The 20,831-nt window shown below is 74.7% G+C and carries 20 protein-coding genes and 2 pseudogenes; 12 read left to right on the forward strand and 10 right to left on the reverse strand.

The window, feature by feature from the left end; genetic code table 11:
* Window positions 1-10: 10 nt before the first annotated feature.
* A complete protein-coding gene (locus tag ABGB11_RS10995) occupies window positions 11-634 on the forward strand; it encodes a YigZ family protein (protein ID WP_347631520.1) in 624 nt (207 codons plus the stop codon).
* Window positions 635-665: 31 nt separating this feature from the next.
* Here the strand turns inward: ABGB11_RS10995 and ABGB11_RS11000 are convergent, their stop codons facing one another.
* Window positions 666-1,457: an alpha/beta hydrolase gene (locus ABGB11_RS11000; RefSeq protein WP_347631522.1), complete on the reverse strand. Its 792-nt coding sequence runs from the start codon at window positions 1,455-1,457 to the stop codon at window positions 666-668.
* A gap of 149 nt (window positions 1,458-1,606) precedes the next feature.
* Here ABGB11_RS11000 and ABGB11_RS11005 point away from each other — a divergent pair, with 149 nt between their 5' ends.
* The 3 genes and pseudogenes from ABGB11_RS11005 to ABGB11_RS11015 all read left to right on the forward strand — a co-directional run bounded on the left by ABGB11_RS11005 (window position 1,607) and on the right by ABGB11_RS11015 (window position 3,620).
* Complete coding sequence (locus tag ABGB11_RS11005) at window positions 1,607-2,194, forward strand: TetR/AcrR family transcriptional regulator (protein ID WP_347631524.1); 588 nt, start codon at window positions 1,607-1,609, stop codon at window positions 2,192-2,194.
* Between the two features lie 173 nt (window positions 2,195-2,367).
* A pseudogene (locus ABGB11_RS11010) lies at window positions 2,368-3,120 on the forward strand (crosslink repair DNA glycosylase YcaQ family protein); the annotation flags it as partial.
* A gap of 71 nt (window positions 3,121-3,191) precedes the next feature.
* A complete protein-coding gene (locus ABGB11_RS11015) occupies window positions 3,192-3,620 on the forward strand; it encodes a hypothetical protein (protein ID WP_347631526.1) in 429 nt (142 codons plus the stop codon).
* Window positions 3,621-3,809: 189 nt separating this feature from the next.
* Here ABGB11_RS11015 and ABGB11_RS11020 read toward each other — a convergent pair whose 3' ends face one another.
* Window positions 3,810-4,421, reverse strand: a complete 612-nt coding sequence (locus ABGB11_RS11020) for a recombinase family protein (RefSeq protein WP_347631954.1) — start codon at window positions 4,419-4,421, stop codon at window positions 3,810-3,812.
* 172 nt (window positions 4,422-4,593) lie between these two features.
* Here ABGB11_RS11020 and ABGB11_RS11025 point away from each other — a divergent pair, with 172 nt between their 5' ends.
* The 3 genes from ABGB11_RS11025 (at window position 4,594) to ABGB11_RS11035 (ending at window position 6,358) form a co-directional block, all read left to right on the forward strand.
* Window positions 4,594-4,725: a hypothetical protein gene (locus ABGB11_RS11025; RefSeq protein WP_347631528.1), complete on the forward strand. Its 132-nt coding sequence runs from the start codon at window positions 4,594-4,596 to the stop codon at window positions 4,723-4,725.
* A gap of 101 nt (window positions 4,726-4,826) precedes the next feature.
* Window positions 4,827-5,603, forward strand: a complete 777-nt coding sequence (locus tag ABGB11_RS11030; protein ID WP_347631530.1) for a GntR family transcriptional regulator — start codon at window positions 4,827-4,829, stop codon at window positions 5,601-5,603.
* Window positions 5,600-6,358 (forward strand): sulfite exporter TauE/SafE family protein, encoded by a 759-nt coding sequence (locus ABGB11_RS11035; RefSeq protein ID WP_347631532.1) that lies wholly within the window; start codon window positions 5,600-5,602, stop codon window positions 6,356-6,358. The genes ABGB11_RS11030 and ABGB11_RS11035 overlap by 4 nt, the downstream gene beginning before the upstream one ends.
* A 28-nt stretch (window positions 6,359-6,386) precedes the next feature.
* Here the strand turns inward: ABGB11_RS11035 and ABGB11_RS11040 are convergent, their stop codons facing one another.
* Both ABGB11_RS11040 and ABGB11_RS11045 read right to left on the reverse strand, forming a co-directional pair.
* Entirely contained in the window at window positions 6,387-7,331 is a 945-nt protein-coding gene (locus tag ABGB11_RS11040) for a DJ-1/PfpI family protein (RefSeq protein WP_347631533.1), read from the reverse strand.
* A 7-nt stretch (window positions 7,332-7,338) separates the two neighbouring features.
* On the reverse strand, window positions 7,339-7,947 hold the full coding sequence (locus ABGB11_RS11045) for an isochorismatase family protein (RefSeq protein WP_347631534.1): 609 nt from the start codon (window positions 7,945-7,947) through the stop codon (window positions 7,339-7,341).
* Between the two features lie 213 nt (window positions 7,948-8,160).
* Between ABGB11_RS11045 and ABGB11_RS11050 the strand changes: the two genes are divergently transcribed.
* The 4 genes from ABGB11_RS11050 (at window position 8,161) to ABGB11_RS11065 (ending at window position 11,537) form a co-directional block, all read left to right on the forward strand.
* Complete coding sequence (locus ABGB11_RS11050; protein WP_347631535.1) at window positions 8,161-9,429, forward strand: glutamate--cysteine ligase; 1,269 nt, start codon at window positions 8,161-8,163, stop codon at window positions 9,427-9,429.
* 14 nt (window positions 9,430-9,443) lie between these two features.
* Entirely contained in the window at window positions 9,444-10,556 is a 1,113-nt protein-coding gene (locus ABGB11_RS11055) for an iron-containing redox enzyme family protein (protein ID WP_347631537.1), read from the forward strand.
* A 29-nt stretch (window positions 10,557-10,585) separates the two neighbouring features.
* Complete coding sequence (locus ABGB11_RS11060; RefSeq protein ID WP_347631539.1) at window positions 10,586-11,287, forward strand: HemK2/MTQ2 family protein methyltransferase; 702 nt, start codon at window positions 10,586-10,588, stop codon at window positions 11,285-11,287.
* An 85-nt stretch (window positions 11,288-11,372) separates the two neighbouring features.
* Window positions 11,373-11,537 carry a CDGSH iron-sulfur domain-containing protein gene (locus tag ABGB11_RS11065; protein ID WP_021600351.1) on the forward strand — a complete coding sequence of 55 codons (165 nt, stop codon included), beginning with the start codon at window positions 11,373-11,375 and terminating at the stop codon, window positions 11,535-11,537.
* 44 nt (window positions 11,538-11,581) lie between these two features.
* On the opposite strand, the gene ABGB11_RS11070 is transcribed toward ABGB11_RS11065, so the two are convergent.
* From ABGB11_RS11070 to ABGB11_RS11080, 3 genes are all read right to left on the reverse strand, one after another.
* Window positions 11,582-11,833, reverse strand: a complete 252-nt coding sequence (locus tag ABGB11_RS11070; protein ID WP_347631541.1) for a hypothetical protein — start codon at window positions 11,831-11,833, stop codon at window positions 11,582-11,584.
* Window positions 11,834-11,883: 50 nt separating this feature from the next.
* Window positions 11,884-12,960 carry an NAD-dependent epimerase/dehydratase family protein gene (locus tag ABGB11_RS11075; RefSeq protein ID WP_347631543.1) on the reverse strand — a complete coding sequence of 359 codons (1,077 nt, stop codon included), beginning with the start codon at window positions 12,958-12,960 and terminating at the stop codon, window positions 11,884-11,886.
* 127 nt (window positions 12,961-13,087) lie between these two features.
* Window positions 13,088-13,642: a CGNR zinc finger domain-containing protein gene (locus ABGB11_RS11080; protein WP_347631545.1), complete on the reverse strand. Its 555-nt coding sequence runs from the start codon at window positions 13,640-13,642 to the stop codon at window positions 13,088-13,090.
* 83 nt (window positions 13,643-13,725) lie between these two features.
* Here ABGB11_RS11080 and ABGB11_RS11085 point away from each other — a divergent pair, with 83 nt between their 5' ends.
* Window positions 13,726-14,688, forward strand: a complete 963-nt coding sequence (locus ABGB11_RS11085; RefSeq protein WP_347631547.1) for a DMT family transporter — start codon at window positions 13,726-13,728, stop codon at window positions 14,686-14,688.
* A gap of 81 nt (window positions 14,689-14,769) precedes the next feature.
* On the opposite strand, the pseudogene ABGB11_RS11090 reads toward ABGB11_RS11085, so the two are convergent.
* The 3 genes and pseudogenes from ABGB11_RS11090 to ABGB11_RS11100 form a co-directional block, all read right to left on the reverse strand.
* Window positions 14,770-18,885, reverse strand: a pseudogene (locus tag ABGB11_RS11090) (Pls/PosA family non-ribosomal peptide synthetase); the annotation flags it as partial.
* Window positions 18,886-19,372: 487 nt separating this feature from the next.
* Window positions 19,373-20,140 (reverse strand): methylated-DNA--[protein]-cysteine S-methyltransferase, encoded by a 768-nt coding sequence (locus ABGB11_RS11095; RefSeq protein ID WP_347631549.1) that lies wholly within the window; start codon window positions 20,138-20,140, stop codon window positions 19,373-19,375.
* Window positions 20,137-20,808: an RNA polymerase sigma factor gene (locus ABGB11_RS11100; protein ID WP_347631551.1), complete on the reverse strand. Its 672-nt coding sequence runs from the start codon at window positions 20,806-20,808 to the stop codon at window positions 20,137-20,139. Before ABGB11_RS11100 ends, ABGB11_RS11095 begins: the two co-directional genes overlap by 4 nt.
* Window positions 20,809-20,831 lie beyond the last annotated feature (23 nt).

Consider the following 20,831-nt stretch of genomic DNA (forward strand, 5'->3'; position numbering starts at 1 on the left):
GGGGACGACCATGCGCATGATCAGGCAGGGCGGATCGCGGGAGCTGGAGATCCGCAGGTCCCGGTTCGTCTGCACGCTCGCCCGCGCGGCCGACGAGGCGGAGGCGGCGGCGTTCGTGGCCGCGCACCGGCGGGCTCACCGCGACGCCACCCACAACTGCACCGCCTACGTCGTGGGCGAGCACGGCGAGATCACCAAGAGCAGCGACGACGGCGAGCCGGCCGGGACGGCGGGCGTCCCGATGCTGGAGGTGCTGACCCGGCGCGGGCTGACCGGCACGGTCGCGGTCGTCACCCGCTACTTCGGCGGGGTGAAGCTCGGCGCGGGCGGCCTGGTCCGCGCCTACACCCAGGCCGTCGCCGACACGATCGACGCCGTCGGGGTGGTGGAGCTGCGCCCGGTGGTGACGGTGACCGTCGGGGTGGAGCACGCGCTGTCGGGGCGGTTCCTGGGCGACCTGCACTCCCGGGGGCACCAGCCCGCCGACGTCCGCTACGGGGCGGGCGTCGAGGCTGATGTGGCGGTGCCCGTGCCCGAGCTGGAGGCGTTCGAGGCGTGGGCCGCGCAGGTCACGGCCGGGCGCGCGTCGGTGCGGCGGGGCGCGCCCGGCCACGTCGAGGTCCCGGTGCCCTGACCAGCGGCCGGCCTGGCGCCTGATTCGGCGGTCAGGCGGCGAGGAAGTCGGCCAGGACGGGCGCGAGCACGGCGGGCGCGACGTCGTGGGTCTGCCCTTCCAGAGTCCGGTGCGCCCCGGCGGGCAGGATCTCGGCGGCGCGGCGGGCGATGTCGCGCATCCAGGCGGGGCTGTCGCCTCCGTCCAGCACCAGCGCCGGGACGGTGACCCGGGCGAGCAGGTCCTCGGGGAGCTTGGCGCCGGTGGCGGCGTCGTCCATGACGGCGGAGTCGTAGGCGAGGGTGGGCGCGAGCGCTTCCAGCGCGGGCCACATCGGCGCGTCCCGCATCTGCCGCACCATCTCCGCGGGCATGCCGACGTTGGTCATGAACAGCGCGAGCGCGTCGCCGCGGCGGCCGTCGGCGAGCAGGCCGGACAGGTCGGTGTGGTAGGCCCTGGCCCGGGTGAGGTGGTCGTCGTGCGCCGGGTTGAACGGCGGCTCGAACAGCGCGAGCCGGGTGACGGGCAGGCCGTGCGCGGCGGCGCGCAGGGCCAGGACGGCGCCCGAGGACATTCCGTAGACCGCGGCGGATCCGCCGGCGGCCTCGATGACGGCGGCCAGGTCCTCGATCTCGCGTTCGACGGCGTAGGGAGGGGTGTCGCCGCTGTCGCCGCGGCCGCGGCGGTCGTAGGTGAGGACGGTGTGGACCGGGGCCAGCAGCTCGGCGAGCGCGGCGCCCGACCCGCGGTCATTCAGGGCTCCGCCGACATACACCACGGCGGGGCCCGTCCCGGTCCGGTCGATGGCGATGCGGGTGCCGTCTTTGGAGTGCACGGTTTCCATGGGGGGTTCCTTCCCAGGTGCGGCGGTCTTGGCGCGGTGTTCCACGCGCGGCGGGCTCCAGTATCCGGACTGGGGCCGACAAGAGACAGGCTGTCTCGTACATGGGGCATGGCGTCGCCTTTTGGGACGGTGGTGTAGCCTTCCGGGCGATGAGCAGGAGCACGGTCATCCGCGACCACGTCAGGGCGGGCATCCTCGAGGTCGCGGCCGGTGTGCTGGCCGAGCGCGGCGAGTCGGCGAGCATGACCGACATCGCCAAGGCCGCGGGCGTCGCGCGGGCGACGCTCTACCGCTACTTCCCCAGCCGCGAGGCACTCCTGTACGCCCTCTACGAGGCGGCCCTGGCCGACCTCACGGACCGGCTGGAGGACGCCCGCCTGGACGCGGTCCCGATCGAGGAGGCCGTCGCCCGGATGACCCGCGCGACGATCGCCGCGACCGGCAGGTACCGGGCCCTCGGGCTGTTCGAGAGGAGCCCGGTCGAGGCGCGCCGCGTCGAGCGCCAGCTCGCCGGCCCGCTGCGCGCGGTGTTCGAGCGCGGCGCCAAGGGCGGCCACTTCCGCCGCGACCTGCCCGTCCACACCCTGGCCGAGCTCTACTTCAGCCTGCTGGAGGGCGCGGTCTCCCGCGTCATCCGCCACCGCCTGGGTGTGGAGGAGGCCAGCGCCGCCGTCACCACCCTGTTCCTGTCCGGCGCCCTGGCCCCGCCGCCCGACGGTCCCGCCGGCCGAGGCTGACCGGTTCCGTGCCGCAGTCGGGACGGAGAAGCGGTCATGTCCTGACCGCTTCGTCTGCCAGCGTTGCCTCATGACGATCCACAACGACGTGTCGTCCCCGCGTATCGGCGGTGCCGGGTGACCGTCCTGACCGTCCGGGCGCTCAACCGTGCGACGCTCGCACGGCAGCTGCTGCTCGCCACGATCCGATGCTGCGGCAGCGGGTCCTCGGGGTCTACCGCCGCGAGCTGGACGGGGTGGATCTGGAGGAGCTCGCGGCGGCGGGCCGGGCGGTCATGGCCGACGGCGAGCCCCGCTCGATGGCCGAGCTCGTGCGGGCGGTGGCGGGGGACCTGCCGGCGCGGCGCCGGCGCGCGCTGGGCGAGCTGATGGTCGCCGCGCTGGTCCCGATGGTGCAGGCGCCACCGCGCGGGCTGTGGCGGGAGCGGGCGGGTGTGCGCAACGTGCTGCTGTCCTCGTGGCTGGGCCGCGAGCACGACCCGCCGGCCGCGGAGGGCGCCGACCCGGCGGGCGAGGCACTGGTGCGCCGCTACCTGGCCGCGTACGGGCCGGCGGCCACGGCCGATCTGCGCGCCTGGTCCGGCCTGGCCGGGCTGCCGGGCGCGGTGGCCGCGATCCGCGGGGAGCTGGTCTCCTTCCGCGACGAGCGGGGCCGGGAGCTGCTGGACCTGCCCGGCGCGCCCCGCCCCGATCCCGATGTGCCGGCGCCGGTGCGGTTCCTGCCGGCGTTCGACAACGCGATCCTCGGCTACCACGACCGGCGCCGGATCATCGACGACGCCCACCGCGGCCTGCCGGTCTCCGGCGCCCGCGCCGTGCTGGTGGACGGACGGGTCGCCGCCACGTGGGGGCCAGACCAAGTACGCCAGAAAGGGGCAACGACCGTCCGGTGGGCCCCGGCAATGGTGACGATCAAGGGGTCTTGAGTGCTGACGGCCAGCTAGAAGGCCCGGCCCTCGGGTTCGTGCGATGGGAGGGCCAATGGCACTATGCTGCCATGAGCGTTCTGAGCGATTACTTCTCAGCCCCTTCCGACGAGGCGGCCGCCCATGCGATCACTGATATCTCGTCTTACGACATGATCGAGATGAAGGGCCTCTTTCCGGACTACCACCTGGTGCCGGTGGAGGCCTTTCTCACTGGCAGCAGTACTGAGGAGATCGAGGAGGGGCCCCGCCACGGCAGACTAGTGGCGTCAGTCGACGACCATCAGGTCGTGGTGGTGACGGTATCTGACGAGCTCATGGCCGGTCTCGCGGCAGCCAGCGGCCAGCAGCTCGCCGAGGCGGCTGAGTCATGGTCGCGGTTCGAGGACTTCCAGGGAGCAGATACATCGGGACTGGTCAACTTCCTCGGGGAACTCGCCGACCTCGCTGAGCGGGCCACGGCTAAGAACGAGCACCTGTACTGCAAGATGTCCTGCTAACACAAGCACTTCGCTTGGGTTGGTGTGATGAGCCCAAAGCGAATCTCTTCGCGCAGCTCAGCGGCATAATCCTGCGGCGGGGCTACCGCAGATAAGCAGTACCAGCCGACTGTCGTACCGCGAATACGTTCCCGCAGGTCAGCTATAGCAATCGGCGATTGCTACCGGGACCCCAAGCACTGAGAGGGGCTACTGGTCCCGCTGAGTCTCTCGCTGGGCTTCGGCCAGGGTTTTGTGGACGACGCCGACGGAGACTTTGACTCCGGCGGCGATGGTGCGGATTGATTCTCCGCGCCCGCGGCGGGCCAGGATCGCGGCGCGTTTGTCGTCGTCGACCACGGGTCGGCGGCCGCCGATGCGGCCGCGGCGGCGGGCCGCTTCCAGGCCGTTGTTGGTCTTGCGGACGATGTCGCGGCGGCGGTCTTCGGCCAGGGCGAGGGCCAGGTCGAGCAGGAAGGAGCGCTCGGTGTGCTCACCGGCCGCGATGCCCTCCAGGACCTTGACGGCGACACTGCGTTGGAACAGGTCGTTGAGGACGATCAGGCCCTCCAGGAGGTTGCGGCCGAGGCGGTCGACTTCCTGGACGGTGAGCATGTCGCCGTCGCGGATGTGGGACAGCGCTTCCAGTAGCGCGGGCCGGTCGTCGGTGTTCAGCTTGCCGCCGATCTTCTCCTCGAACACCTTCGTCGGAGTGAAGACACATGCAGCACCCGCGCCGAGATCAGCTTCTTGAACTGTGGGTAGGCGGTGCGCTCGATCGACGTCACTCGCGGGGCCTCTTTCCGAACCACGTCGAACCAGGACCTACGCACCGTAACGGACTACAACGATCCAACATCACACAGTTCACAGAACTGTGATCAAGTCAACGCGGACGGTCACACCTCACCTAGCACAACCACCGCCGACCTGCCCCGTTGCCCCTTTCCTGCTTACTTGGTCTGCCCCCACGTGGGACGTCGAGGACGGCACCGTGTCGGTCACGCCGCTGCGCCGCTTCACCCGGGCCGACCGCGAGGCCGTCACCGCGGAGGGGCGGAAGCTCGCCTCGTTCCTGTCGGACGGTGCCGCCGAGCGCGTCCGGGGCGCCGCCTCACCCCGCTGAGCGACCCCCGCGACAGCGGACGGCCTCCATGCGGCGGACGAGCGTCGTACCCTTGGGTGGCGGAACAGTGGCGGAAGTCGGCCGGGGGTGGGAGGGGCGGCATGGATGATGCGGCGCGGGCGGGGTGGGTGTCGTCGAGCCCGCGGGCGGAGCGGGCGCGGCGGGCGGCGGAGGTGCTGCGCCGCGACATCGCGGGCGGGGCGTTCGCGGACGGCCTGCTGCCCGACGAGCGGGTGCTCGGGGCCAGGCTCGGCGCGTCCCGCAACGCGGTCCGGGACGCGCTGGCGCTGCTGCGGGACGAGGGGCTGGTCGTCCGGCGGCGGGGCGTGGGGACGATGGTGGTGGCGCCCTGGTACGGGCACGGGCTGGACCGGCTGGAGGGGCTGGCCGAGACCCTGGCCGGGCATGGCGCGGTCACCAACGAGGTCCGCGCGGCCGGGCGCGTCGACGACCCGCCGGACGGCGTGGCCGCGCGGCTTGGGCTGGCGCCGGGTGAGGGCGCGGTGCGCATCGAGCGGCTGCGGCGGCTGGAGGGGGAGCCGCTGTCGCTGGACGTCAGCTACCTGCCCGCGGACGTGGGCGGTGCGGTGCTGGGGCTGGACCTGGCGGGGCGCGACCTGTTCGCGCTGATCGAGGAGGTGGCCGGGCAGCGGCTGGGGCGGGCGGAGGTGACGCTGGACGCGGTCGGCGCCGGGCCGGGGCTCGCGGGGCTGCTGGGGGTGGCGGAGGGCGCGGCGGTGTTCGCGGTGGGCCGGCTGACCCGGCTCGCCGACGGCCGCCCGGTCGACTGCGAGGACATCCGGATCCGCGCGGACCGGCTCACCTTCCACGCGACCCTGTACCGGGGCGCCGCCGAGCGGCGGGGATCTGGGCCGTGACGGGGCTGGAGCCGGGGGTGGTGGCGGCGCTGGTGCTGCTGGGGGTGGCCGCCGGGGTGGGGGTGACGGCGGTCGGGCCGGGCGGAGTGCTGGTCACGGCCGGGCTGTTCGCGCTGACGGGGCTGCCGCCGGCGCAGGTGGCGGGGACGGCCATGGTGACCAATGTCGCGACCGGGGTGCTGGGGACGGCCGTCTACACCCGGTCGGGGCAGCTGCGCGAGCCGGGGACGCGGCGGACGGCGGCGCTGCTGTGCGGGGGCGCGGTGGCCGGGACGCCGCTGGGGGTGTGGCTGAACGGCCTGGTGACCGGGCGGGTGTTCGGTGTGCTGCTGGGGGTGCTGGTCGCGCTGACCGCGATTCTGGTGCTGTGCCGCCGGGGTGAGGGGGCCGGGGCGGCGGGGCCGGGGTGGCCGGTGGTGCTGGCGGCCGGGGCGGCGGTGGCGGCTGCGGGGGCGCTGTTCGGGGTCGGGGGGCCGATGCTGTGCGTCCCGCTGCTGGTGGCGCTCGGGTCGCCGGTGCTGGCGGCGCTGGCGGCCGCGCAGGCCCAGTCGGTGGTGATCGCCGGGGCCGGGACGCTGGGGTACGTCGCGGCGGGAGCGGTCGACTGGCCGCTGGCGGCGCTGGTGGGGGTGCCGGAGCTGGCGGGTGTGGTGGCGGGGTGGGCGATCGCGCGGGCGGTCCCGGCGGGGGTGCTGAAGGGCGCGCTGGTGGTGAGCCTGCTGGTGCTGGCGCCGTACGTGGCGCTGCACGGCTGACCCCGCCCTCGGCCGTGCGGGCGCGAGGTCAGGGGCGGGCACGCAGGCGGCGGAGCATGCGGGCGTCGGTGAACCCGACGGCGCGGGCGGCGGCGTCGGTGGTGGCGCCCTGCCCGATGAGGTGCTCGGCGCGTTCGAGCCGCAATTCCTGCTGGTAGCGCAGCGGGGTGAGGCCGGTCGCGGCGGTGAAGCGGCGGGTGAGGGTGCGTTCGCTGACCCCGGTCTCGGCGGCGAGGGCGGCCAGCGGGAGGGGGCGGGTGTAGCGGGCGTCGATGAGGTCCTGGGCGCGGTGGACGGTGTCGGACACGTGGGCGCGGTGCCGCAGCAGGGCGCTGGCCTGGGGTTCGTCGCCGTTGCGGCGGGCGTAGACGACCATGGTGCGGGCGATGCGCGCGGCGGCGGCGGGGCCGTATCGGGCGGCGACCAGGTGCAGGGCGAGGTCGATGCCGGAGGCGATGCCGGCGGAGGTGATGACGCGGCCGTCGGTGACGTACAGGACGTCGCGGACGACGGTGGCGCGGGGGTGGCGGCGGGCGAGGGCGTCCTGGAGCTCGTGGTGGGTGGTGCAGCGGCGTCCGTCCAGGAGCCCGGCGTGGGCGAGGGCGAACGCGCCGGCGCAGACGCTGGCGACGGTGCCGCCGGCGGCGTGGTGGCCGGCCAGGCGGTGTGCGGCGTGGTCGGAGACAGGCGGGGCGTGGGGGCGGCCGGTTCCCCAGCGCCATCCGGGGACCAGGACGATGTCGTCGGCGGTCAGGGCGGGCCAGGCGGTGTCGGCCTGCAGCGCGATGCCCTGGGCGGTCGGCACGTGTTCGGGCGGGTCGTCGTCCGGCTCGTCCCCGGAGCCTGGCCGGTCGGCGACGTAGGCGAGCCGGTAGGGCAGGCCGGCGTTCGCGGCGGTGGAGAACACCTGGGCGGGGCCGGCGAGGTCGAGCAGGTGCAGTCCGGGGACGAGCAGGAAGACGATGCGTGTCACGATCCGGTCAGCCTACCGGGGCCGTGGCGCCCTCCGCGGGGGCGAGGTCGTCGAGGGAGGCGATGGCGGCGAACCGTCCGGCCAGGGCGTACTCGGTGCGGGCGATGATCTGGTCGGTGGGCAGTGTGGCGGGGTCGGCGAGGATCTCGGCGAGGGGGCGGCCGGGCGGGGCGTCGCGGTGGGGGATGGGGAAGGTGGCGGTGGCGTCGGTGACGAAGGTGACCCGGTAGCCGAGGTCGGCGGCCAGGCGGGCCGTGGTCTCGCAGCACTGCTCGGTCTGGATGCCGCAGACGGTGACCTCGCCGATGCCGCGGGAGGTCAGCAACTGCTGCAGGTTGGTGGTGGTGAAGGCGTTGCGGGAGGTCTTGGTGAGGACCGGTTCCCCGGCGGCGGGCCGCAGGCCGTCCATGAGGCGGACGTGGCCGAGGGCGGGGTCGAACACATCGCCGCTGCCGGGTTCGGCGTGCAGGATCCACACGACCAGGTCGCCCGCTTCGCGGGCGGCGGCGGCGAGGCGGGCGGTGCGGGCGGCGATGTCGGGGGTTGAGACCGCGGCCCAGAGGGGGCGGTGGCGGAAGGACTCCTGGACGTCGATGACGAGAAGCGCTCGGTTCATGCGTCCGATGCTGGCCGGGAGCCGCGCCGCGGCGGCAGGCATCATCGCGGCGCCATGCGGAACGATCCGGTCACGGCGGCACCGCCCGCCGTAAAGGATCTTGCCCGGGGGTGGGAGGGGACGTTCCGGACGGGCATCTGCCGGGGGTGACGGGTCTGTGCGAGCGAGGGGGCACGGGGCATGGGCGGAGACGGGCCTGCGGGAGACGGCGGCGTGCCGGACACCGCGCCGGACACTGCGCCGGACGCGGTGGTGGCGGGCAGGAGCCTCGGAGTGGAGGAGGAGTTCCTGCTGGTGGACGCGGTGTCGGGGGAGTGCGTCGGGCGCGCGGAGGAGGTCCTGCGCGCGGCGGGCCCGCACCGGTGGGCGGGGACCCGCGGGTCGTTCCAGGGCGAGCTGCTGGCCTCGCAGGTGGAGGCGACGACAGGGGTGTGCCACGACCTGGCGGGCATTCGGGCGCAGCTGCGGTACGGGCGGGCGCGGCTGGCGGAGGCGGCGCGCGGGTGCGGCGCGCTGCTGGTGTCGGCGGGGACGCCGGTACTGGGCGGCCCTCCGCCGCCGGTCGCGCGCGGGGAGCGGTTCGCCGCGATCGTGGCCGCCTACGGGGAGGTGGTGCGCGACTACCAGGCGTGCGGGTGCCACGTCCACGTCGGGGTGCCGGACCGGGACACCGCGGTGGCGGTGGTGAACCATCTGCGGCCGTGGCTGCCGGTCCTGATGGCGCTGTCGGTGAACTCGGCGTTCGACCGGGGCCGCGCGGCGGGCTATCCGGGCCGGCGGCAGGTGGAGATGTCGCGGTTCCCGGGGGCGGGGGTGCCGCCGTGGTCGGCGTCGGCGGCCGAGTACGACGCGCGGGTGGCGGCGCTGGTGGAGGCGGGGGTGCTGGTGGACGCGGCGATGACGTTCTGGCTGGCGCGGCCGTCGCCGCGGTGGCCGACGGTGGAGGTGCGGGCGGCGGACGCGGCGGCCACCGCCGACGAGGCGCTGCTGCAGGCCGCGCTGGTGCGGGGGCTGGTCGGCGCGGCGCTGGACGACCTGGCGCGGGGGCGGGAGGCGCCGCGGGCGGACGGGCAGGTGTGCGCTGCGGCGCTGTGGAGCGCGTCACGGTACGGCATGGACGGCCCGATGGCGGACCCGGTGGCGCGGCGGAGCGTCCCGGCGTGGCGGCGGGTGGACGATCTGGTGGCCCGCGCGGGCCCGGCGCTGGCGCGCTCGGGCGACCTCGACGCGGTGCTGGCGCTGGTGGAGGGCGTGCGCAGGGCCGGGACGGGCGCGCAGCGGCAGCGGCGGGCCGCGCGCCGGGGCGGCCCGCGCGCGGTGGTGGAGATGCTGGCGCGGCAGACCGAGTCCGGTGGCCTGGCGGGCGCCGGCACCGGAGCGGACGGGCCGGGAGGCCCCGCGGAGGGGCCTGGTGCGACATCGGGGGAGAAACCGTGCGTATGGGACGCGAGTGAGCGGGTACCGGAGCCGGACACCCCCTGATGCACGGAGGAGACATGAGCGTTCAGCAGGATCTGCCGCCCTCACGGCGGCCCAGCGGCGACCCGGTGGTGCCGGAGCCGCGCGGGCCGCTGTCGCGCGCTGTCGCGGCCGCCCTGGAGTCGGGCCCGGCCCCGGGCCCCGTCCCGCACGCGGCGGCGCCGCCGATTCCGGAGGTTCCGGTCGCCGAGGTGACGGCCGCCGATCCCTACGGGGAGGATCTGCAGCTGGCGCTGCACCTGTGCTACGAGCTGCACTACCGCGGGTTCGCCGGCGTGGACCCGGACTGGGAGTGGGATGCGGGGCTGCTGCGGCTGCGCGGCGCGATGGAGGCGGTGTTCCTGGCGGCGCTGCGCCGCGACGTGCCCGGCGGCGGCGACGTGGTGGAGGCGCTGGAGGACCTGCTGGTGGAGCCGGTGGACGCGCGCGGCGTGTCGCAGTACCTGCGTGACGAGGGCGAGTGGTGGCAGCTGCTCGAACACGCGGCGCTGCGGTCGGTTTACCACCTGAAGGAGGCCGATCCGCACGCGTGGGTGATCCCGCGGCTGCGGGGTGGGGTCAAGACGGCGCTGGTCGCGGTGGAGAACGACGAGTTCGGGGGCGGCCGCGCGCAGATGATCCATCAGGGCCTGTACGCCGACCTGCTGGACGATCTCGGCCTCGACTCCTCCTACGGCGCGTACGTGGACGCGGCTCCGGCGGTGATGCTGGCGACGGTGAACATGATGTCGCTGTTCGGGCTCCGGCGCTCGCTGCGGGCCGCGCTGGTGGGGCATTTCGCCGCGGCGGAGATCACCACGGCGCCGTCGGCGCGGCGGATGGTGCGGGCCCTGGAGCGGCTGGGCGCCGGTCCGCGGGCCCGGTTCTTCTACACCGAGCACGTCGAGGCCGACGCCGTCCACGAGCAGGTGCTGCGGCACGAGGTGGTCGGCGGGCTGCTGGAGTCCGAGCCGGGCCTGGCGGGGGACGTGGTGCTGGGGATCCAGGCGACCGCGCTGCTGGAGGACCGGCTGGGCGCGCATCTGCTGGACCGGTGGCGGCAGGGGCGGTCGGCGCTGCGGCGCCCGCTGCCGGACCTGTCGCCGGGCCTGCTGTCGGGATCGCCCGCGGGCCTGCGGGCCGCCGGGTGAAGGGGGCACGGGTGAAGGGGGGACGGGGAATGCTGCTGTTCAGGCCGCCGGGGGTGTACCGGCCGCAGTCCGACACCTCGCTGCTGGCGGGGGAGCTGCTGCGGGCGCTCGGCCAGGCGGGGGCGCCGCCGGGCGCGCGGGTGCTGGAGCTCGGCACCGGGACGGGAGCGGTGGCGCTGGCCGCGGCGCGGGCGGGCTGCCGGGTGGTGGCGGTGGACGTGTCCGCGCAGGCGGTGCTGGCGGCGCGGGTGAACGCGCGGATGCGGGGCCTGCCGGTGCGGGTGCTGCGCGGGGACCTGTTCGCACCGGTGGCGGGCGAGGAGTTCGACGTGATCGTCGCCAACCCCCCGTACGTGGCGGGGGACGCCGACCCGGCGGCGGTGCGCGGCCGGGCGCGGGCGTGGGAGGCGGGGCCGGACGGGCGGGCGCTGCTGGACCGGATCTGCGCCGGCGCGCCGGGGCATCTGAGCCCGTCGGGGACCCTGCTGATGGTGCACTCGTCGCTGAACGGGGTGGCGGCCACGCTGGTGGCGCTGCGCAGTGCGGGCATGCGGGCGTCGGTGGTGGCGCGGCACCGCGAGCCGTTCGGTCCGGTGATGCGGCGCCGTGCAGCGGCGTTGCGGGCGCGGGGCATGGTGGATCCGGGTCAGCTTCACGAGGAGCTGGTGGTGGTGCGCGCCGCGCGGATCGAGGAGGGGAGCGAACGTGACAGTGCCCGGCGGGCCGCCTGACACCGCGCCTGACACCGCGCCCGAGACCGCCCCGCAGACCGCTGCGGAACCCGTTGCGGGGTCGCGGGAGCGGCGGCGGGTGCGGATGGTGCCGGGCGGGCCGGTGCTGGTGGAGGGCCCGGTCGAGGTCGTGCTGGAGGACGGCACGACGGTGGTGTCGGACCGGTGGCTGGTGGCGCTGTGCGCGTGCCGCCGCAGCCGGGCCTACCCGTTCTGCGACACCAGCCACCGGCGCCGCCGCCGCGAGTGATCCCCCGGGGCCGTTCGTGCTCGTGCAGGGCCGCGGCGCGGAGGTCAGCCGCCGAGGCTGTCGAGGGCGACGTCCAGGCGCTGGGCGAGGCGTTCGATCTGCTCCTCGTTGGCGCCGGTGTCGAGTTCGGCGATGACGGCGTCCCGAGTGGTGATCACCAGGGCGTCCTCGGGGCCGTCGCCGCGGCCGGGGGCGGTAGGGACGACGGTGGCCTCGCCGCCGATGACGACGAGCGCGGCGCCGCGGTCGTCGGAGGCCAGCAGGGCGTACAGGTGGTCGGGTGTGATCGTCGGCATGGGTGACCTCCGGGTCGGTGGCGGCAGGGCCTGGTGTCGGGTTTGCGGGGTCAGGGTTTGCGGCCGATGCCGGTGCTGAACTCGCGGGCGCGCATCGTCCCCCCGGTCTCGGGGGACAGCGGCGGGGTGTCGCGGCCGGCGCCGGCGCGCAGGCCCTCCAGGAACTCGGTGATGGCCTCCCGGGCGGTGTGCCGGGGCGTCCAGCCGAGTTCGGTGCGGGCCCGCGCGGTGTCCATGAGCGGGACCTGCAGGGCCAGGTCGAACAGGCCGGGTGAGGCGGGGACCAGATGCAGTCCCCAGGCGGCGGCGAGCGCGGCCCGCACGCCGCGGGCGGGCAGCCGCACGGTGCGGGCGCCGAGGAGGCCGGCGAGCTCGGCCGCGTCCATGACGGGGTCGGCGGCGATGTTGAAGGCGCCGCGGGCGTCGCCGGTGGCGGCCAGGCGGAACGCCTGCCCGGCGTCGGCGGAGTGCAGGACCTGCAGGCGGAGCCCGGGCAGGTCCGGGACGATGGGGATGAGGCCGGGGCGGGCGAGCCGGCCGGGCAGCAGCGGCCCGGCGAACAGGCGCCGCTGCTGGGCGGCGCTCCCCCGTTCGAAGATGAACCCGGGCCGGATCCGCACGACGCGGCAGCTCGGGTTGGCGGTCTCGAAGGCGTCCAGGAGCCGTTCGACGTAGGCCTTCTCGCGGCTGTAGGCGGCGCCGGGCCAGCCGTGGGTGGGCCAGGACTCGTCGACGGGGCGGTCCTTGGGGCCGGGGGAGTAGGCGCCGACGGAGGAGGAGTACACCAGTGCGGGCACGCCGGCCTCGGCGGCGGCGTCGAACACCCGGGCGCTGCCGACGGCGTTGGCGTCCCAGGTCACCGCGGGGCGGTGCGTGGGCTGGAACAGCCAGGCCAGGTGGATCACGGCGTCGGCGCCGCGCATGAGGGGGACCAGGTCGCTGTCGGTGACGTCGGCCTCCTCCCACTGGAGCTTGCCGGTGCCGGAAGGGTCGGTCTCTCCGGCGGCGTCGGGTCCGGGCCGGCGGCGGGCCAGTCCGGTGACGGCGGTGACGGCCGGGTCCTGCGTGAGCGCGCGGATGGTGCTGGTCCCGATGTTGCCGGTGGCGCCGGTGACGACGACGCGCATGGCGATCTCCCCCTCGTCGGCGGTTCCCGCGGGATTCCCGCAGGTGGACGGCCCCATTCCCGTCCCGTGCCGTTCTATGCCCGCCCCCCGGCTCCCGGAGCCGGGCGGCGCCGGGGCGGGCGGGGGGTCAGGTGCGCTGGCGGGCGCGGAACGCGGCGGCCTTGGCGCGGTTGCCGCATTCGCGCATGTCGCACCAGCGGCGGGTGCCGCGGCGGGAGGTGTCGAGGTACAGGCGGGTGCAGGTGCCCGATCCGCATTCCTTGAGGGTGCCGGGGACGGCTCCGCCGAGCAGGTCGATCGCCGCGCGGGCGACCTGGGACAGGGCCGCGCGGGCGTCCCCGGAGCGGTGCACGGGATCGCCGGCGGCGCCGGGACGAGGGAGGGAGGGGACGGGGGGCGGCGGCGCGGCGGCGGCGTTGATCGTGGCGCGGTCGTCGTCGTCGGCGGGGGGCTCGCCGCGGATGGCCGCGGCGGCGGCGCGGAAGATCGCCTCGCGCAGGGCGAGGGCGTGTTCCAGGTCGCCGGGCCGCAGGGCGGGGGTGCCGGTGACCAGGCCGGCGGCGGTGATCCAGGCGGCCACGTCGGCGGGGTCGCGCAGCAGGTCGCGGCGGTCGTGCCGGCGGTGCTGGAGGGTGCCGACGAAGTCGAGGGCGAGGTTGCCGCTGACGAACCTGAACGTCATCCCCCTATCGTAACCGGCTTGACAGGTTACGTGGGGGGATTCAGACTCAGTAACCGTTCTGACTGGTTACTTAAGGGGATCCGATGGCCGCGGGCACCGGGCGGGTGGACACCGAGCTGGTGGGTACCGAGCGGCGGGCCGCAGGCAGCGGCCCGGCCACCGCACGACCCGCGAGCGAGACGGCGGCGCCGCCCGCCGGCGGGAGGGCGGTGCGGGCGGTCCCGGGGGTGTTCGTGCTGCTGTGGAGCAGCGCGTTCATCGCCGGGGTGATCGGGGTGGACGCGGCCCCGCCGCTGCTGCTGATCTTCGCCCGGTTCGGGCTGGCGGGGCTGCTGCTGGCGGCGTTCGCGGTCGCCGTCCGGGCGCCCTGGCCGCGCGGCCGGGCGCTGGCGCACGTGGCGGTGAGCGGGCTGCTGATCCAGGCCGTCCAGTTCGGCGCCTTGTACACGGCCATGGACATGGGCCTGCCCGCCGCCGTCGTCGCGCTCGTCCAGGGCCTGAACCCGGTGGTGATCGCGGCGCTGTCGGCGCTGCTGCCGGGGCAGCGGGTCACCGCCCGCCAGTGGGCGGGGTTCGCGCTCGGCGGCGCCGGGGTCGTGCTGGCCGTGGCCGGCCGCCTGGCGTTCTCACCGCTCGGGGTGGCGCTGTGCGCGGCGGGCCTGCTCGGCCTGAGCCTGGGCACCCTCTACCAGCAGCGGTTCGTCCCGGCCATGGACGTCCGGACCGGCACGGCCGCGCAGTTCCTCATCGCCGCCGTCCCGGTCGGCGTGCTGTCGCTGCTGACCGAGACGCCGCGCGTGACGGACTGGGCGCCGTTCGGCGCCTCGCTCGGCTGGATGGTGCTGGTCAACTCCATCGGCGCGTTCGTGCTGCTGAACCTGATGCTGCGGCGCGCCCCGGCGGCCCGGGTCGCCACCCTGTTCTTCCTGATCCCCTCGGTCACGGCGGTCATGGCGTGGCTGACGATCGGGCAGTCGCTGAACGCCATGGCCGTGGCGGGTCTGGTGCTGGGCGGCGCCGGCGTCGCCCTGGCCGCCCGCCGCTGACGGGGAACGCCCTGGCGGGACGGCCGCCGCCGGCGCGGTGAGGTCCGGGGTGGTCGTGCGGGTGTGGCCCGCCGGGTTTCCCCGCCATCTCGCCTTCGCGGGGACCTGCTCGCCCTTCATGAGGAAGGAGTCGGCGTCGAGCGTCGCCCCCTGCCCCATCGTCACGCCGTAGTGCACGAACGACTCGACGCCCAGGGTGCAGCCGGCGCCGATCGTGGTCCGGTCGGACTTGAAGACGCCCTCCTCCAGCGAGTGGCACTGGATCACGCTTTCGGCGTTAAGCGTGGCCTCGTCCCCGATGGTGACCAGGGTCTTCTCCGGCACCGCGCAGCCGTCGTCGAAGACCCGGCGGCCAATGCGCACGCCGAGCAGGCGCCAGATGAGGTTCTTGAACGGGGTTCCGCTGAACGGTGCCGGCGCGCCCAGCTTCCACAGGCGTTCGTGCCACCGGAAGTACGGGTCGTAGATCGAGCACAGCCGGGGCCTGAGCGGGCGGAACCGGGTGACGGCGCGCTCGACCAGCACGGCGTAGCCGACACCGAACAGGAGGGTGACCAGGACCGCCGCGACGATGCCCAGCGCCCGCGGGCCCTGGAACACCTCCTCGGCGAGCAGCCACAGCGTGATCACCACGGTGGACCCGAACCACCTCACCAGCAGGAACAGGCCCATGGTGGTGAGGTTGTGGCGGTTCTTGGCGGCCAGGCGCCGCTGGAGGTCCCCGGTCTCGTCCCCGGCCTCTGGGGTCTTGTCCAGGTGTTCGAGCCCGCGGTCCCGGCGCACCGACCGGGGGATCTCGAAGCAGGGCGAGCCCAGCAGCCCGACGTTCTCCCGTACCCGCCCGGCGACGGGGACCGCCACCTTCGTGCCGAGCAGGACGTCGTCGCCGACGCGGGCCCCGGCCGGGAAGGCGATGGCGTTGCCGAAGAAGTTGCGCGCCCCGATCGTCACCCGCGACACCCGGAAGGACGTGCTGGAGAAGTCGGCGTTCATGATCGACAGCCCGTCGGAGACCATCGTGCCGCTGCCCACCGTGGTCAGGTAGGGCGAATGGTGGCTCAGCTCGGTGCCGAAGTTCGTCCCGGTCTGCACGATCGGCCGCGCGAAGCGGTACCCCAGGGCGCGCAGGTAGGGGACGATGTAGGAGCTGTCGCCGAACAGGTCGGTGTAGAACTTCGCGTTCGTCGCGCGCCTGATCGCCGTCTGGGCCCAGTAGTGGATCCCGTAGAGCGGATAGACGCGGTCCCGCCTGACCAGGAGGGTGAGAAGGCGCGGAACGGTCACCACCACCAGCAGTCCGGTGAGGGCGCCGCCGAAGAACAGCACGGTGGACAGCAGCAGGGCGTCCAGGTAGAACGCCGGGCTGCCGAGCCCTTCCGGATGCGGGCCCAGCACCTCGTCGAGCACTGGGAAACGCGTGAAGAGCACGGTAAGGATCATGGCCGCCAAGGGCAGGGAGATCGCGAGCAGGACGAACACCTGGGTGAACCCGTAGGCGAATCTCCTCAGGGTGCCGCAGCGTGCCGGGGGGACCGGCATGTAGTCGGCGTCGGTGCGCCGGGCCGGGCATCCGTGCCAGCGTTCGCCCTCCGGGACGGTCTGGGAGGCGTGCAGGGACGAGGCGTGCCCGAGCTGGGACCGGTCGCCCATGCGGGTGTCGATGTCCAGGACGGTCTGTTCGCCGACGAACACGTCGTCGCCGAGGGTGATCGCGCCGGTCCGGATGACGCCCGCGTCGGCCCGGTATCCGGACATGGCGCAGTTCTCCCTGATGACCGTCCCGGCGCCGATCGTCAGCAGATCGGTGCACAGCGGCGTCCGGGAGAACACCACGGCCCCGCGGCCGATCTTCGCGCCCAGCATCCTGAGGTGCAGGAGGTAGAGCGGTGATCCGGCGAAGAGCGCCAGCGGGCTGGCCCGTACCAGCGTCTTGACCGTCCAGAACCGCACGTACGGCAGGCTCCACACGCGGATCTCCTGGGGCTTCCAGCGGCCGACGAGCGCCCACTTGGCCAGGATCGGCAGGATGCACAGGTACCCGTAGACCACGCAGCCGTAGACCAGTCCCCGCCGGTAGAGGTCCAGCGGCCCGTCCGCGTGGGCGACCCACCGGTATCCGAGGGCGGCCTTGGCGCCGAGGTAGATGATGCCGAGGAACAGCAGGAACTGCAGGAGGCCGCACAGCACGTACTCCGCCGTGCGCCGCGGGGCCTTCGCCGTCGCCAGGACCGGCTCGGCCGCGTCCGGCGGTGCCAGCGGCGGACGCGCGGGCGCGGGGGCCGTGGCGTCGATCGTCGCGGCCAGATCCCTGATCGTGGGGTTCTGGTAGATGTCGGCCATCGACGGTGCCGCCAGGTCCGTCCGGTCCCGCAGCGCGGCGCAGAAGCGGGCCATCACCAGCGAGTCGGCGCCCAGGTCGTCGAAGAAGTGGCCGTCGGCCGGCACGCCGTCCAGCCGCGTGAGGCCGGCCAGCACGTCGGCGAGCAACCGCTCGGTGCCGCCGGCCGGGGCGGTGCCGCCGCCGGTGCCGCCGCCGGTGGCGGCGAGGCCGCGCGGTCCTCTCGGTGCGGGGAGCCTGCTGCGGTCGGCCTTGTCGCTCGGCAGCGTCGGGATGGCGTCGAGTTCCTCGAAGTAGGCGGGCACCATGTAGCGGGGCAGCCGCTCCCGCGCGCGCCGGTGCAGGCGTTCACGGTGGCCGCCGCCTCCACCTTCGCGTTGGCCGTCGCCGTTGCGGCAGGTGTAGTAGGCGACGAGTTCGACCACGCCCGGTTCGGGCTCGTGGACGCCGACCACCGTCTGCGCGATCCCCGGCACCTCCGACAGGACCGATTCGATCTCGGTCAGCTCGATGCGGTAGCCGCGGATCTTGACCTGGGTGTCGATGCGGCCGTGGTACTCGAGCTCGCCGTCGGCGTTGATCCGGCCCAGGTCACCGGTGCGGTAGATCCGGCCGGACGGGTTGTGCTCGATGCCGAGGAAGTCGGGCACGAACCTGGTGCGGGTCAGGTCCTCGCGGTTGACGTACCCGGCGGCCAGCCCGGCCCCCGCGATGCCGATCTCACCCGGGCGGCCGGGCTCCAGGGCGCGGTCCTCGTCCGGGTCCAGGATGACCACCGCGTAGGTGGGCAGCGGGACGCCGATGGTCACCGGCCGGTCGGGGTGGAGCGTCGTCCAGGTGGCGGTGACGGTGGTCTCGGTGGGCCCGTAGACGTTCAGGAACCGGCGTCCGGGGCGGTGCCACCGGGCGACCAGGTCCTGCGGGCACGCCTCACCGGACACCAGCAGGAAGCGCAGCCCGGGGAGGTCCTGGTCGAGCGTGGCCAGGAGCGTCGGGACGCAGCACAGGGCGGAGACCCGCCTGTCCCGCAGGAAGTCGCCCAGCTCGGCGCCGACCAGCGCCGTCCCGCCCGGCCTGGGGACCAGGGTCGCGCCCGAGGCCAGGGGCACCCAGATCTCCTCCACGGAGAAGTCGAAGGCGATCGTCATGCCCTGGTACATCCGGTCCGCCGGCTCCACCCCGTAGACCTCGGCCGCGACGCGGACGAAGTTGCAGACGGCGGCGTGCTGGATCGCCACGCCCTTGGGCCGTCCCGTCGAGCCGGAGGTGTAGATGATGTAGCACAGGTCGCCGGCCGGAACGCCCTTCTCGGTGGCGGTGAGGCGGTGGCCGGGAAGGGCGGCGATCTGCGGCTCCGCCTCGTCGAGGCACACGACCTGCGCCGTCGCGGCCGCCAGGGGCCCGCGCAGGTGCGACAGCGTCAGCACGGTCCGCACGCCCGCGTCCGCCGCGATGTAGGACAGCCGGTCGGGCGGGTAGCCGGGGTCGAGCGGCACGTACACGGCGTTGATCTTCAGTGCGGCCAGCATGCCCGTGTAGGACGGCAGGGCCCGGTCGAACAGCAGCCCGATCCGGTCGCCCGGGCGGATGCCCCGCGCCAGCAGGTGGCGGGCGAGCCGGTTGGCCCGCGCGTCGAGGTCGTCGTAGGTCAGGGTGGTGCCGCCGGCGTCGACGGCGGGGTGGTCAGGGGAGCCCTCGGCTCGCAGCCGGTCGCACCGCTCCTCGAACAGGTGCTCCAGGCGCTCCCCCTGCCGCCCCCGCGTCCCGTGCGCCGGCCCCGCGGGGACCAGGACGTGGTCCGCGGTGACATGGCCGGCCGCCTCGCCGGGGGTGGCCCGGCCGGTACCGCTCGCCGCCATTCTTCGCTCCCCAGATCGGTAAATCCGCCGTTCATTTCCCGCGACGTTGTCGGGGGCCCGTGGATGATGCCCAGCAACACCATCGCGACTCTAGCCCGCACCGATCTGATGATGTCTTGATCGAATTATGGAGAGCATTCCCAAATGCAGCGCAAATGCGGTTTGACCGCTACAGTAGCCCGGCTTGCCGTCGTTTTTGACGGGACGGCGGTGTCAGTGCCCGGCCATGACGAGCACGTGACCGACGTCGTCTTGACCGGCGCTGCGAAGCGGATCCGAACGGACGAGTGCGACCCGAACAAACGGCGCCGCCCGGCCGAACTGCGATCAACGCCACTTCCCCTTACTCGACATGCATTTCTTCGAGCAACTCGGGTCCGAAGTAAAAGGTATTCCAGGATTCGGCCGGTGGTCATCGGCACCCGCGCGGGAGCCGTCTCATTCGGGCCACGGCGGAATGGGCCGCCACCGTCGACCGGTGGTGCGCTTACGCGGGCTGCGGGTCGCCGGGGCGGCAGCGCAGGCACGGCCGGTACCCGGCGGCCCGCGCCGCGGCCAGGTCCCGGAACCCGCGGCGGTGATCGGGGCTGATCCGGCGGGCGTCACCGCACGTGGGGTAGCACACGATCCCGGTGGTGTCGGAGCCGACGAGCCGCACACCGCGCCGCGCCAGCTCGGCCGCCTGGTCGACGTCGACGTCCTCGGCGTGCAGCAGCCGCTCCTTGGCGTCGGCGCCGAACACGTAGTCGCCGAGCGCCCCGTCCGACCGGGTCACCCGGTGGCAGGGGATCAGCAGCGGGACGGGGTTGCGGCCCAGCGCCGACCCGACCGCGCGGACCGCCCTGGGCCGTCCCGCCTGCCGCGCCACCCACGCGTACGGGCGGGTCTGCCCGCGCGGGATCCGCGCCGCGGCGCGCAGCACCGCGGCCTCGAAGTCGCTGAGGCCGCGCAGGTCCAGCCGCAGCCCGCCGAGCCGCCCGGTGCGCAGCGCCGGGACCAGCCCGGCCGGCGGGCGGTCGGCGGGCAGCAGCGGCCGCGCGAACCGGGCCCGGAACGCCGCCGCGAACTCCCGCTCGTCCATCCCGGCGCGCAGGTAGGCCACGCCGTGGTCGGTGAAGGCGACCTGCAGGCCGTCCAAGGGCCCGGGGACGTGGACGCGGTGCGCGGCGATGCGGTCCAGCAGCGCGGGCGGCGCGTCGGCGGCCAGCGCCGCCAGCTCCCGGGCGAGCTCGTCGTCGGGCTCGGTGCGGTTCATCGGATGCCCCCTTTCTGCGGAGGGTCGGTGCGGAGACGGCGGAGGCGGGCCAGGCCGCGGGAGATGTGGGACTTCACGGTCCCCTCGGGCACCTCGAGGATGACCGCGATCTCGGCGACCGGAAGGTCGGTGACGTGCCGCAGGACGACGGCGGCGCGCTGGGCCCGGGGCAGCTCGGCCAGCAGCGCGGCCAGCTCCCGGCCGGTCTCGTGCCGCGCCGCGGCGTCCTCCACGCCCTCGCCCGGGTCCGGCGGGTCCGGGGCGTCCTCGATCGGGCCCGGCGGCGGGCGCCGCGCCGCGGTGCGCAGCCCGTTGCGCCACACGTTGGTCAGGATCGTCAGCAGCCACGCCCGCGGCCGGAGCTCGGCGATCCGGTCCGCCTCGTATCCGGCCAGCGCCCGGTAGGCGCGCAGGAACGCCTCGGCGGACAGGTCCTCGGCCTCGGCCCACCGCCCGCACAGCCGCAGCGCCGTGGAGAACACCGGGCCCCGGTACGCCTCGTACAGGGCGGCGAACCCGGCGTCCAGGTCGTCGGCCAGCGCCGCGACGACCTCACCGGCGGCGCTGTCACCACCCGCCCCCGAACCGGCGCCACCGTCGGTGCCGGTGCCGGTGTCGGTGCCGGTGTCGGGCGGGGTGTGGGCAAGAGCTTCGTCCGTGACCGTCACATCCGTTCAACACCGCCGTGACC

Origin of the sequence: Actinomadura sp. B10D3 (genome assembly GCF_039871695.1) — a bacterium.
Lineage (GTDB): Bacteria > Actinomycetota > Actinomycetes > Streptosporangiales > Streptosporangiaceae > Spirillospora > Spirillospora madurae.

What these genes read in the sequence shown, in the direction of transcription:
- ABGB11_RS11005 (WP_347631524.1), top strand. Translation starts at nt 1,607, where the DNA reads ATGAGCAGGAGCACGGTCATCCGCGACCACGTCAGGGCGGGCATCCTC.
- ABGB11_RS11075 (WP_347631543.1), bottom strand. Translation starts at nt 12,960, where the DNA reads ATGCGCGTCGTCGTCACCGGCGCCACCGGCAACATCGGGACCAGCACC.
- ABGB11_RS11095 (WP_347631549.1), bottom strand. Translation starts at nt 20,140, where the DNA reads ATGAACCGCACCGAGCCCGACGACGAGCTCGCCCGGGAGCTGGCGGCG.
- ABGB11_RS11030 (WP_347631530.1), top strand. Translation starts at nt 4,827, where the DNA reads ATGGATGATGCGGCGCGGGCGGGGTGGGTGTCGTCGAGCCCGCGGGCG.
- ABGB11_RS11000 (WP_347631522.1), bottom strand. Translation starts at nt 1,457, where the DNA reads ATGGAAACCGTGCACTCCAAAGACGGCACCCGCATCGCCATCGACCGG.
- ABGB11_RS11080 (WP_347631545.1), bottom strand. Translation starts at nt 13,642, where the DNA reads ATGACGTTCAGGTTCGTCAGCGGCAACCTCGCCCTCGACTTCGTCGGC.
- ABGB11_RS11085 (WP_347631547.1), top strand. Translation starts at nt 13,726, where the DNA reads ATGGCCGCGGGCACCGGGCGGGTGGACACCGAGCTGGTGGGTACCGAG.
- ABGB11_RS10995 (WP_347631520.1), top strand. Translation starts at nt 11, where the DNA reads ATGCGCATGATCAGGCAGGGCGGATCGCGGGAGCTGGAGATCCGCAGG.
- ABGB11_RS11055 (WP_347631537.1), top strand. Translation starts at nt 9,444, where the DNA reads ATGAGCGTTCAGCAGGATCTGCCGCCCTCACGGCGGCCCAGCGGCGAC.
- ABGB11_RS11070 (WP_347631541.1), bottom strand. Translation starts at nt 11,833, where the DNA reads ATGCCGACGATCACACCCGACCACCTGTACGCCCTGCTGGCCTCCGAC.
- ABGB11_RS11015 (WP_347631526.1), top strand. Translation starts at nt 3,192, where the DNA reads ATGAGCGTTCTGAGCGATTACTTCTCAGCCCCTTCCGACGAGGCGGCC.
- ABGB11_RS11060 (WP_347631539.1), top strand. Translation starts at nt 10,586, where the DNA reads ATGCTGCTGTTCAGGCCGCCGGGGGTGTACCGGCCGCAGTCCGACACC.
- ABGB11_RS11045 (WP_347631534.1), bottom strand. Translation starts at nt 7,947, where the DNA reads ATGAACCGAGCGCTTCTCGTCATCGACGTCCAGGAGTCCTTCCGCCAC.
- ABGB11_RS11065 (WP_021600351.1), top strand. Translation starts at nt 11,373, where the DNA reads ATGGTGCCGGGCGGGCCGGTGCTGGTGGAGGGCCCGGTCGAGGTCGTG.